The organism is Thiomonas arsenitoxydans (genome assembly GCF_000253115.1).
GTDB lineage: Bacteria > Pseudomonadota > Gammaproteobacteria > Burkholderiales > Burkholderiaceae_C > Thiomonas > Thiomonas arsenitoxydans.
This window is the reverse complement of the sequence record NC_014145.1, coordinates 3,489,871-3,502,156: the sequence shown is the minus strand read 5'-3', so window position 1 is coordinate 3,502,156 and position 12,286 is coordinate 3,489,871. Positions and strand designations below refer to the sequence as shown.

The 12,286-nt window shown below is 64.3% G+C and carries 10 protein-coding genes; all 10 read left to right on the top strand.

Features of this window, described 5'->3' with window-relative positions; genetic code table 11:
- Positions 1-33 precede the first annotated feature (33 nt).
- Positions 34-444 (top strand): sirohydrochlorin chelatase, encoded by a 411-nt coding sequence (locus tag THI_RS16610; protein ID WP_013107430.1) that lies wholly within the window; start codon positions 34-36, stop codon positions 442-444.
- 76 nt (positions 445-520) lie between these two features.
- Positions 521-1,156 carry an ANTAR domain-containing response regulator gene (locus tag THI_RS16605; protein WP_013107429.1) on the top strand — a complete coding sequence of 212 codons (636 nt, stop codon included), beginning with the start codon at positions 521-523 and terminating at the stop codon, positions 1,154-1,156.
- A 295-nt stretch (positions 1,157-1,451) separates the two neighbouring features.
- On the top strand, positions 1,452-2,732 hold the full coding sequence (locus tag THI_RS16600; protein ID WP_013107428.1) for a CmpA/NrtA family ABC transporter substrate-binding protein: 1,281 nt from the start codon (positions 1,452-1,454) through the stop codon (positions 2,730-2,732).
- Between the two features lie 31 nt (positions 2,733-2,763).
- Positions 2,764-3,678 (top strand): nitrate ABC transporter permease, encoded by a 915-nt coding sequence (ntrB, locus tag THI_RS16595; RefSeq protein ID WP_013107427.1) that lies wholly within the window; start codon positions 2,764-2,766, stop codon positions 3,676-3,678.
- A gap of 35 nt (positions 3,679-3,713) precedes the next feature.
- Positions 3,714-4,514: an ABC transporter ATP-binding protein gene (locus THI_RS16590; RefSeq protein ID WP_013107426.1), complete on the top strand. Its 801-nt coding sequence runs from the start codon at positions 3,714-3,716 to the stop codon at positions 4,512-4,514.
- Between the two features lie 32 nt (positions 4,515-4,546).
- Complete coding sequence (nirB, locus tag THI_RS16585; protein ID WP_013107425.1) at positions 4,547-7,006, top strand: nitrite reductase large subunit NirB; 2,460 nt, start codon at positions 4,547-4,549, stop codon at positions 7,004-7,006.
- Positions 7,003-7,392 (top strand): nitrite reductase small subunit NirD, encoded by a 390-nt coding sequence (nirD, locus tag THI_RS16580; protein WP_013107424.1) that lies wholly within the window; start codon positions 7,003-7,005, stop codon positions 7,390-7,392. Before nirB ends, nirD begins: the two co-directional genes overlap by 4 nt.
- Complete coding sequence (locus THI_RS16575; RefSeq protein WP_013107423.1) at positions 7,392-10,247, top strand: nitrate reductase; 2,856 nt, start codon at positions 7,392-7,394, stop codon at positions 10,245-10,247. Before nirD ends, THI_RS16575 begins: the two co-directional genes overlap by 1 nt.
- Before the next feature lie 33 nt (positions 10,248-10,280).
- The gene (gene ybiB, locus THI_RS16570) at positions 10,281-11,351 is read left to right on the top strand and encodes a DNA-binding protein YbiB (RefSeq protein WP_013107422.1); all 1,071 of its coding nucleotides are present in this window, start codon (positions 10,281-10,283) and stop codon (positions 11,349-11,351) included.
- Complete coding sequence (gene cobA, locus THI_RS16565; RefSeq protein WP_013107421.1) at positions 11,335-12,159, top strand: uroporphyrinogen-III C-methyltransferase; 825 nt, start codon at positions 11,335-11,337, stop codon at positions 12,157-12,159. Before ybiB ends, cobA begins: the two co-directional genes overlap by 17 nt.
- Positions 12,160-12,286 lie beyond the last annotated feature (127 nt).

Sequence of the window (12,286 nt, the reverse complement as noted above, 5' to 3'; positions counted from 1 at the left end):
TCAATACCGGGGTGCACCACCAGCACCCTAATCATGACCCAAACTTACATACCGATGAACAGTGAACCTAGGTTACTTGTCTTGCTGGCCCATGGCTCCCGGTTAGCCGAATGGGCTCTGCCCTTTGAGGCCGTTTGTGGCATGGTGCAGTCCCGCCACCCCGAACTGACCGTCCGCCTTGCTTTTCTGGAGTCGATGCAACCCTCCCTGCAACAAGCCTTGGAGGAAGCGGGCCAAAACGGCACGGAGTATGTGCACATCGCGCCCCTCTTCCTTGGTGCAGGCGGCCACCTCCGGCGCGACATTCCAGAAGTGGTGCAAGCCGCGCGGGCGCGATATCCGAAGCTGCGAATCGTGCTCGCACAGCCAGCGGGCGAAGATGCTGGAGTGATTGCGGCACTTGCTGCGTATGCCACGCAAAGCATGACATCCCTTGATTCTTGAATGGCCTCAAGATTTGTCATCAATCGCAGGAAAACGAACTAACTCTTTGGGGCATGGAATTTGCTCGAATCGAGATATGCCCAACCCACTAAGCACTCTGACGGTTGCTGTCATCTCCCCCGATCCCGCATTGGCGACGGAGAACGATCAGGCGAATCATGAGCGCCAGGCAGGGCGTTGCGCGATGCTGGAAAAGGCCTTGTTGGATGCGGGCTACCAGGTAGTGGCCGTTCTGCCGGCCAAACCCGACCTGGACGACCGCATTGCCGCGCTCAAGCCCGATCTGGTGATTGTGGATGCAGAGTCTGGCGTGCGCGATCTGCTGGAGCACGTCGTGCTGGCCTCGCGCGACACGCCCCGACCCATCGTGCTGTTCACCGATGACGACGACACCGAGACTGCGCAACTAGCCATCACGGCGGGGGTGACGGCCTATATCGTGGACGGCCTCAAGCCCAACCGGGTGAGGCCGGTGATTGAGGTGGCGCTGGCGCGGTTCGAGCGCGAACAGGGTTTGCGCGCGGAACTGAGCCAGGCGCGCACCCATCTCACCGAGCGCAAGCTGATCGAGCGGGCCAAGGGCATTGTGATGCAGCGCCAGGGCTGCACCGAGGAAGAAGCCTTCAGCCGCATGCGCAAGCTGGCGATGGAAAAAGGCTTGAAGCTCTCCGAGGTTGCCCAGCGCATTCTCGATACCGTCGGATTGATCTGAGCCTTGCGGCTGCGCGCTTTGTGTGCTCACACGCACCAGACTGGAACCGTTACGCACAGTTTTGCGTCATCGAAGACCAGCCTAATTTGATACAGCGGGGAGCTTCCCTCTGATCTCTCCCGAGTGGAGGGTTGGCACGCTGATTGCTTAAATAGCGCTGTAGGCCAACGGCGGTCTATGTTGAACCCACTGAACGGGAGTCTCCCCCGCTCAGCTCGGCAATGATGCCTTCGTGTGCTTCGCCTTGTGTGAAGCGCCCGAAGGCTTTTTTTCGCCCGCTATTTCAGGAACTGCCATGCGCAAACAGCAAGACGCCCCCCCTCCGAGCAACGACCCGGCACAACCCTTGCGCCGCACCCTCATCAAGTCAGGCGCCGCCGTGGCTGTTGCCGGTCTTCTTCCCAGCCTGCAGCCCACGGCGCGCGCCGCCACTCTGGGAAAACCTGAAATGGAAGAAGTCAAGATCGGATTCATTCCCCTCACTGATTGCGCGCCCATCGTCATGGCCGCGGTGCTGGGTTTCGACAAGAAGTACGGCGTCAAGATCATTCCAAGCAAGCAGGCCTCGTGGGCCGCAGTGCGCGACAACCTGGTGACCGGCGGCATCCAGATGGCGCATGTGCTCTACGGCCTGCCGTATGGCGTGCAGCTCGGCGTCGGCGGGCCGAAGAAGGACATGGCCATACTCATGGGCCTGAACCGCAACGGCCAGGCCATCACCCTGGCTGACGCGCTGGCCAAGGAAGGCATCACCACCGGCCCGGCGCTGGCCAAGGCCATTGCGCAGAAAAAGCGCACCTACACCTTCGCCCAGACCTTCCCCACCAGCACGCATGCGATGTGGCTTTATTACTGGCTGGCGACCTACGGCATCAACCCGCTGAAGGACGACAAGGTGATTACCGTGCCGCCGCCGCAGATGGTGGCGAATATGCGGGTGGGCAGCATGGACGGCTTCTGCGTAGGCGAGCCGTGGAACGCGGTGGCTATCAACCAGAAGATCGGCTTCACTGCGGTGACTTCGCAGGAAATCTGGGTGGACCATCCAGAGAAGGTGCTGGGCACCACCGCCGAGTTCGTCGAAAAGTACCCCAACACCACCAAGGCGGTGATGGCCGCCGTGCTCGAAACCTGCCGCTGGATCGACGCCTCGGATGCCAACCGCACCAAGATGGCCGAGACCATCGCCGCGCCGGGCTATGTCAACACCCAGGTGGCAACCATCCTGCCGCGCATCCTTGGCAACTACACCAACGGCCTGGGCAAAAGCTGGCACGACGCGCACCCGATGACGTTCTATGAAGACGGGCAGGTCAACTTCCCGTGGTTGTCCGACGGCATGTGGTTCCTCACCCAGTTCCGCCGCTGGGGACTGATCAAGACCGACCCCGACTATCTCGCCGTGGCCAAGGCGGTGAACCGCGTCGATCTGTACAAGGAAGTCGCCACCGAACTGAAGGTGCCGGTGCCCGCCACCACGCTGCGCACCTCCAAGCTGATCGACGGCGTGACCTGGGACGGCAAGGACCCCAAGGCCTATGCCCACGGCTTCAAAGTCAACGATCTCGCCGTTTGACCTTGCCGACGCAATGAACCAGGAGTCCAGCATGAACACTGCCGTCTTTTCCGCCCCGGGCGGATCGTTTGAAGCCTCTGCGACGGAGGACGCCTCACCCGAAGCTCCCCCGGCCGCTACAAAGCAAACTGCCATACGCACCGTGAGCCCGGCAGAGCGGCAACGCGCGAAGAACCGCCAAATCGCGCTGCGCCTCATCGCCCCGCTGATGGGCTTCGCACTCCTGCTGCTGGTGTGGGAACTGGCGGCCGAGCACAGCGCGCAATTCCCCTCGCCGCTGGTCACCTGGCAGTCGGCGCAGAAGGTGTTTGCGCATCCCTTTTATGACAACGGACCGAACGATGTGGGCATCGGCTGGAACCTGCTGGCCTCGCTGCAGCGAGTGGCCTACGGCTTTGGTCTGGCGGCGCTGGTAGGCATTCCGCTGGGTTTCGCCATTGGCCGCGTGCAGTTCTTGAACCGCATGCTCTCGCCTCTCATCAGCCTGCTGCGTCCGGTGTCGCCGCTGGCCTGGCTGCCCATCGGGCTGTATGTGTTCAGCAATGCGCCGGCGGCGGCCATCTACACCATTTTCATCTGCTCCATCTGGCCGATGATGATCAACACCGCCATCGGCGTGCAGCGCATTCCGGCGGATTATTTGAACGTGGCCCGCGTGCTCGACCTCTCCACCTGGAAGGTGTTCACCAAGATTCTGCTGCCCTCGGTCATGCCCTACATGATGACCGGCGTGCGGCTGTCGGTCGGCACCGCCTGGCTGGTGATCGTCGCCGCTGAAATGCTGACAGGCGGCACCGGCATCGGCTTCTGGCTGTGGAACGAGTGGAACAACCTCAACCTCGCCCACATCATCATCGCCATTCTGGTCATCGGCGTCACCGGCATGGTGCTCGAAGGCGCGCTGATGCTGATTGCGCGGCGATTCAGCTACGACGAAGCGCGCTGATCTTCCCATCACGCAAAACACAAAAGGCCATCATCATGGAACATTTCATCATCATCCAACACGTCGAAATGGTGTTCGACACCGCGCGCGGTCCTTTCCACGCGCTCAAGGGCATCAACCTCGACATCGCCAAGGGCGAGTTCATCAGCCTGATCGGCCATTCCGGCTGCGGCAAGAGCACCCTGCTCAACCTCATCGCCGGACTCACGCTGCCATCCTCGGGCGTGATGGTGTGCGACGGCCGCGAAATTCACGCGCCAGGCCCTGACCGCGCCGTGGTGTTCCAAAACCACTCGCTGCTGCCTTGGATGACCTGCTACGGCAACATCTACCTCGGCGTGGAGCGCGTGTTCGGCGCAAGCGAAACCAAGTCGCAACTCAAGGCCCGCACCCAGTCTGCTTTGGAACTCGTTGGCCTGCCGCACGCGGCACACAAACATCCACACGAAATTTCCGGCGGTATGAAGCAGCGCGTCGGCATCGCCCGGGCTCTGGCGATGGAGCCCAAGTTGCTGCTGATGGACGAGCCTTTCGGCGCGCTCGACGCCCTCACCCGTGCCCGGCTGCAGGACGAGCTGCAAGGCATCGTGGCGAAAAGCGGCGCCACTGTGGTGATGGTGACGCACGACGTGGACGAGGCGGTGCTGCTGTCCGACCGCATCGTCATGCTGACCAATGGCCCTGCCGCGACCATCGGCGAAATTCTCACGGTCGATCTGCCGCGCCCGCGCGAACGTCTGGCTCTGAGCGAAGACCCGCACTACGCCCATCTGCGCGCCCAGGTGCTGGAGTTTCTCTACAAGCGCCAGGCGCACCCGCAGGCCAAGGCAGCCTGAGACGCAGCGCGCAACCCAATGGACTCCGCATCATGAACAAACCCAAACTCGTTCTCGTCGGCAATGGCATGGCCGGGGTGCGGGCGCTCGAAGAACTGCTCAAGCTCGCGCCCGATCTCTACGACATCACCGTGTTCGGCAGCGAGCCGCACCCGAACTACAACCGCATCCTACTGTCGCCCGTGCTGGCCGGGGAGCAGACCATCGAGCAGATCATCCTCAATCCGCTGGACTGGTATGCCGACAACGGCATCGCCCTGCACACCGGCAAGACGGTGGTGCAAATCGATCGCATCAAGCGCGTGGTACGCACCGATGAAGGCCTCGAAGCCCCCTACGACCGGCTGCTGCTGGGCACAGGCTCGCTGCCGTTCATCCTGCCGGTGCCGGGCAAGGAGTTGGACGGGGTGATCGCCTACCGCGACATCAAGGACACCGAAACCATGATCGAGACCGCGAAGACGCACAGGCACGCGGTGGTCATTGGCGGCGGCCTGCTGGGGCTGGAAGCGGCCAACGGTCTGATGCTGCGCGGCATGGACGTGACCGTGGTGCACATCATGCCGTGGCTGATGGAGCGACAACTCGACGATGTGGCGGGCAAGCTGCTGCAGAAGTCGCTTGAAGATCGCGGTCTCAAGTTCCTCATCGGCGCGCAGACGCAAGCCTTGCTGGGCAATGAATCAGGCCGGGTGCGCGCCGTGCGGTTCAAGGACGGCAGCGAGATTCCCGCCGATCTGGTGGTGATGACCGCAGGCATCCGCCCCAACACCGCGCTGGCGGAGAAGGCCGGCATTCACTGCAATCGCGGCATCGTCGTGAGCGACACGCTGCAGACCATCACCGACCCGCGCATTTACGCCGTGGGCGAATGTGCCGCGCATCGCGGCATTGCCTACGGCCTGGTGGCGCCGCTGTTCGAGCAGGCCAAGGTGGCAGCCAACCACCTGGCGCAGATGGGCATAGGTCGATACACCGGCAGCCAGATCAGCACCAAACTCAAGGTCACGGGTATCGACCTGTTCTCGGCCGGTAGCTTCATGGGCGGCGAGGGCTGCGAAGACATCGTCCTGTCCGACCCGTTTTCCGGCGTTTACAAGCGCCTGGTGATTCAGGGCGACAAGCTGGTCGGCGCCTGCCTGTACGGCGACACCGTGGATGGCTCGTGGTACTTCAAGCTGCTGCGCGAAGGCCGCAAGGTGCATGACATCCGCGACAAGCTGATGTTCGGCGAAGGCGCTCTGGGTGATGCCGGCCATCAGGGCCAGAGCAAGGCCATGCTGATGGCCGACACCGACGAGGTCTGCGGTTGCAACGGCGTGTGCAAGGGCACGATTGTCAAGGCGATCAAGGACAGGGGACTGTTCACGCTGGAAGAAGTGCGCAAGCACACCAAGGCCAGCGCCTCGTGCGGCTCCTGCACCGGGCTCGTCGAGCAGATCCTGATGTTCACTGCGGGAGGCGACTTCTCCGCCGCACCGAAGAAAAAGGCGCTGTGTGGCTGCACCGACGCCACCCACCAGGAGGTGCGCGACGCCATCCGCGAACAGCATCTGCTCACCATTGCCGACGTGTACGCCAAGCTCGGCTGGCGCACACCCAATGGCTGCTCAAGCTGCCGCCCGGCGGTGAACTATTACCTCATTTCCACCTGGCCGCACGAGGCCAAGGATGACCCGCAAAGCCGTTTCATCAACGAGCGCAGCCACGCCAACATCCAGAAGAACGGCACTTATTCGGTGATTCCGCGCATGTGGGGCGGCGAGACTTCGGCCGCCGAGTTGCGCCGCATCGCCGACGCCGTGGACAAGTACAACATCCCCACGGTGAAAGTGACCGGCGGCCAGCGCATCGACCTGCTGGGCGTGAAAAAGGAAGACCTGCAAGCCGTGTGGACCGACATCGGCATGCCCAGCGGCCACGCTTACGCCAAGGCGCTGCGCACGGTGAAGACCTGCGTCGGCAGCGAGTGGTGCCGCTTCGGCACGCAGGACAGCACGGCGCTGGGCAAACTGCTGGAGCGCGCCACCTGGCGCATGTACGCGCCGCACAAGGTGAAGTTCGCCGTGAGCGGCTGCCCACGCAACTGCGCGGAAAGCGGCATCAAGGACGTGGGCATCATCGGCGTCGATTCCGGCTGGGAAATGTATGTGGGCGGCAACGGCGGCATCAAGACCGAAGTCGCGCAGTTCCTGGTCAAGCTCAAGACGCAGGAGGAAGTGCTGGAGTACACCGGCGCCTTCATCCAGCTTTACCGCGAGGAAGGCTGGTATCTGGAGCGCACCGTGCATTACATCGCCCGTGTCGGCCTGGACGTTGTGAAGCAGCGCATCCTGGCCGACGCCGAGGGCCGCAAAGCTCTGTGGGAGCGGCTGCAATTCGCGCTGCAGGGAGAGCCCGACCCGTGGTTCGAGTTCGACAAGGCGCAAGTGGATACGCGGCAGTTCATTCCCATCGTGCCGGTTGCCGCAGCACAAGGAGAACCGGCATGAGCACCAGCCACTGGACTCCTGTCTGCACCCAGTCCGAGATTCCCGCACTGGGCGCACGCCGCGTGCGCCGCCCGGACGGCGTGGACATCGCCCTGTTCCGCACCGCCAGCGACCGCATCTACGCCCTGCTCGACCGCTGCCCGCACAAGGGCGGCCCGCTGAGCCAGGGCATCGTGTTCGGTGAATCGGTCGCCTGCCCGCTACACAACTGGACCATCCGGCTCGACGATGGTCGTGCGCAAGCGCCGGACGAGGGCTGCACTCCGGCCTTCGCGGTGAAGGTGGAGGGCGAACAGGTCTATCTGCGCAGCGACCAGTTGCACGCGTCAATTACCGAAATGCACGCGGCGCACTGTGACGGCGCAGCCTGCGCGAGCGCGGACTGATGAACGCCGCCGACCTGCCCGCAGGCTCCATCGCCATCATGCCCGAAGGCGCGCTGCGCGAGGTGCGCTCGACCTGCCCGTATTGCGGCGTGGGCTGTGGTGTGCTCATCAAGACCGAGGGCGGGCGCATCACGGGTGTGCGCGGCGACCCGGATCATCCGGCCAACTTCGGCAAGCTGTGCACCAAGGGCGGCGCGCTGCACCTGAGCGCCAAGCCGGAGTTGCTGCCGCAGGTGCGCGCGCTGCGGCCCGAACTGCGCACGCAGCGCGATGCGCCACGCCGTGCGGTGCGTTGGGACGAGGCGCTGGACCATGTCGCGCAGCGCTTCGCCGCCATCATCGCCGAGCATGGGCCCGACAGCGTGGGTTTCTACATCTCCGGCCAGATGCTGACCGAGGACTACTACGTTTTCAACAAGCTGGCCAAGGGGCTGGTCGGCACCAACAATGTGGATACCAATTCCCGCGTGTGCATGAGCAGCGCGGTAGCCGGCTACAAGGTCACGCTGGGGGCTGACGCGCCGCCGTGCAACTACGACGACATTGACCACGCCTCCTGTCTGGTGCTGGCGGGCAGCAATGCGGCGTGGTCGCATCCCATCACCTTTCGCCGCATCGAAAAGGCCAAGGCCAGGCGGCCCGAGATGCGCATCATCGTCATCGACCCGCGCCGTACCGAAACCGCCGAACTCGCCGATCTGCACCTGCAGTTGTTGCCCGGCACCGACGTCGCGCTGTTCCACGCCATGCTGCATGTGATGGTGTGGGAAGACCTGGTCGACCCCGCCTACATCGCAGCGCACACCAGCGGCTATGCGGCCCTGCGCGAGCGGGTGCGGGAAATGAGCCCGGCGGCCGCTGCCAATCTGTGCGGGCTGAAGGCGGAGGACATCGTCACCGTCGCACGCTGGTTCGCGCTGGGCGCGCCGGACGCGACACCGCAGACGCGCCAGCCAACGCTCTCCATGTACTGCCAAGGCCTCAACCAGTCAAGCAGCGGCACGGCGAAGAACGCCGGGCTCATCAATCTGCACCTCGCCTGCGGCCAGATTGGCAAGCCGGGCGCAGGGCCGTTTTCGCTCACCGGCCAGCCCAACGCCATGGGCGGGCGCGAAGTGGGCGGCATGGCCAATCTGCTGTCGGCGCATCGTGATCTGGCCAACCCGGCGCACCGCGCCGAAGTGGCCAAACTTTGGGGTGTGGCCGACGTTCCGGCGCTGCGCGGCAAGACCGCCGTCGAGTTGTTCCAGGCCGCGGCCGACGGCAAGGTGAAGGCACTGTGGATCGCCTGCACCAACCCTGCCCAGTCGCTGCCCGACCAGGCGCTGGTGCGTCGCGCGCTGCAGACCGCCGAACTCGTCGTGGTGCAGGAGGCCTACACCACAGCCGCCACCGTGCCTTATGCCGACGTACTGCTGCCCGCCACCACCTGGGGCGAGAAGATTGGGACGGTGACCAACTCCGAGCGCCGCATCAGCCGCGTGCGCGCCGCAACCAAAGCCCCCGGCGAGGCGCGCGACGACTGGGAGATTGCGGTGGACTTCGCCCGTCGGCTCGAAGCCCTCTTGCCTGCACGGCTGAACGGCAGGCTCACGCTCTTCCCCTACGCCACGCCCGAAGCCGTCTGGAACGAGCACCGCGAAAGCACCCGAGGCCGCGACCTCGACATCACCGGCCTGTCGTGGGCCACGCTGGAGCGCGACGGCCCGCAGCAGTGGCCCTACCCCGCCGGTGCGAGCGTCGGCAAAGCGCGGCTGTACGACGACGGCCAGTTCCCCACGGCAGATGGCCGCGCCAGATTCTTCGCCGAGGCCTTCAAACCCGTGGCCGAACCCTGCGACGCGCGCTACCCCGTGGCGCTGACCACCGGCCGCCTCCGCGACCAGTGGCATGGCATGAGCCGCACCGGCTCGGTGCCACGCCTGTTCAACCATGCACCCGAGCCCTGCATCGACCTGCACCCCAGCGATCTCGCCCGGCGAGGTCTGAGCGACGGCGAGTTGCTGCGCGTGGCCTCGCGCCGCGGCGACATCGTGCTGCCCGCACGCGCCACCGACACGGTGCGCCCCGGCCAGGCCTTCATCGCCATGCACTGGGGCGCGGAATACCTTGGCGGGCGCAATGCCCAAGGCGTGGCGCGGCTGGGCGTCAACGGCCTCACCCTGCCCGTCATCGACCCCTATTCCTTCCAGCCCGAACTCAAGCACAGCGCGGTGCGGGTGGAGGCCGCCCATCTCCCCTGGCACCTCGCCGCCTTCGGCTGGATGCCCGAACACCGCGCCCAGGCGCTGCGCGCCACGCTGATGCAGGAGCTGGCCGATCTGCCCTTCGTCCTGTGCGTGCCCTTCGGCCGCGACCGCACCGGCCTGCTGCTGCGCGCCGCCGCGCGCGGTGCGCCGGCTGCCGCGTTGCTGGCGCGGATCGAAGCCCATTTCGGTGTGCAGAGAAGCGCCGCGTTGCACTACGCCGACCCTGGCCGCGGCGTGCACCGTGCCGTGCGACTGGCGGGCGAGCGCATCGACGCCGCGCTTCTCAGCGGCCCAGCCGACAGCGTGATGGCGCAAGGCTGGCTGCGCGAATTGCTGCAAAGCGAAGCCAGTGCCAAGCCCTATGGCCGCTGGCTGCTGCTGCCCTCCACCACGCCTCCCGCCAATCTACCCAGCCCCGGCCACCAGGTGTGCAACTGTTTCGATGTTTGGCAAAGCCAGATCGACGCCCTGCTGCCCACGCTGGAGGGCGACGCCGAGGCGCAGCTTGCCACGCTGCAGCAGCAACTCAAGTGCGGCACCAACTGCGGCTCCTGCCTCCCTGAGCTGCGCCGCATCGTGCGCGGCGGCAGCCCGGTCACGGCCTGATTCTTGCAGTATCCATTTCAGGAGGTTCTCGCCATGTTCAACCCCGCTTCCCAGCTTCCCATAGCACTTGAGACCGGCCCGGGCCGATTCAATCCCGAGGCTTTGTCAATGTTGCGCACCATCGGTCGCGGCGCGGACGGCAGCCGCAATCTGAGCCGCGAACAAGCCCGCATTCTGATGGGCTGGCTGCTGCGGCGTGAAGTCTCTGACGCCCAGATTGGCGGCCTCCTGCTGGCCTTGCGCATGAAGGGCGAGAGCGCCGAAGAACTTGAAGGCTTCACCCTGGCCGTGCAGCAGACCATCGCCCCCATGGTGGTGCGCACCGCGCGTCCCGTCGTGGTCATTCCCAGCGCGAACGGCGCTCGCCGCCTGCCCAACCAGGTACCCTTGCTCGCCGCACTCCTGCGCGAACAAGATTTTCCCGTTCTGGTGATTGACGCCCCGTCCACTGAGCACGGACGCCTGCCCACCGAACCCCTATGGAAAGCGCTGGGTATGCATGTCGCCTCGGGTGTCGAGCAGGCGCAACAGTGGCTCGAACAAAACGAAGCCGTGCTGCTGCCGCTGAACACCCTCAGCCCAGAGCTGCACCGATTGCTGCAATGGCGCAACGTGCTCGGCGTGCGCAACGGCGGTCACTCCGTAGTCAAGATGCTCAATCCTTTGCAGTCACCCAGCCTGCTCGTGACGGCCTACACCCATCCGGAGTATGCGCAGCTAATGCAAGAGGTTTTGCTTGCCTTGCGGCAGCCCGCCTTGCTGCTTCGAGGCTGCGAGGGCGAGGCCGTGGGCCATCCCAACCGCGACACGGAGCGTCTGAGCCTATATGCCGATGGCGCAGTGCAAAAGTGGCCTGCCGGTGCGCCGTTCATTCCTTGCCCGCATATGCCCGATGGACTCGATCTGAACGCCAGCGCGGACTGGACACATGCCGTGCTCGACGGCTATTTGCTGCCGCCTGAGCCCTTGGCGCGACAGATGGCCAGCATCCGCAACATGTGCGAGGCCATCATGGCCCCCGCTAGCACGGGTGCCAACGCGTTAGCGATTGCCACTCCACTGACCTGCTCACGCGCGGAGGACCCTCATGCCCAACCCCGCTGACCCTTCTCGATTCACCGTCCACCTCGTCGGCGCAGGTCCGGGCGATCCGGAGTTGCTCACCCTCAAGGCAGCGCGCGTGCTGCAGCGGGCCACAGTGGCCCTGGTCGACGATCTGGTCAATCCCGGCTGTCTGAAACATCTCGCGGCGGACTGCCGCATCGTTTCAGTAGGCAAGCGTGGCGGGTGTGCCAGCACACCGCAAGACTTCATCGAGCGGCTCATGGTGTATGAGGCCCTTCGTGGTGAGCGTGTCGTACGCCTCAAAGGAGGTGATCCACTGGTTTTTGGTCGGGCAGGAGAAGAAATTGCAGCCTTGCACGCAGTCGGTCTCCAAGTTGAGGTCGTTCCTGGCATCACGGCCGGCGTGGCGGCAGCAGCGGCAGCACGCACATCCCTTACCCATCGACACCATGCACCGGGTGTGGCATTCATCACCGGCCACCGTCAACCGGATGGCAGCCCACTGCGCTGGGCAGCACTTGCCAAATCAGGGCTGACCCTAGCCATTTACATGGGTGTCGCCGAAGCCTCATCCATCGAAGCGGGACTGCTGCAGGGGGGGCTTCCACCCGAAACACCTGCGATGCTGGTTCAGGCTGCCAGTTGCACAGAGGAGCGCCTCGTCGCTACCCGTCTAGCCGACCTCTGCAAAACTATTCAAACCAAGGAAGTAGGCTCCCCTTGCGTGATGCTCATTGGGGAAGCCTTGCAAGAAGCTGTGCAGCTATTGCACACGCCCAATAACTCGTCCTGGTCTGAGGATGCCGTGCATGCTGAAGAACATGTGCGTCAATATGTGGCCGCTTGAACGTAAGGCAGAACCATCAACGGGCCAATGCTATTTGGGAATTAACCTTACCCCTGTTCGACTTAGAACTTATCCGTAAATAGATAAAATGGCACTCCGAGTCGCGAGATGCGCGGCGTCGGAGCAA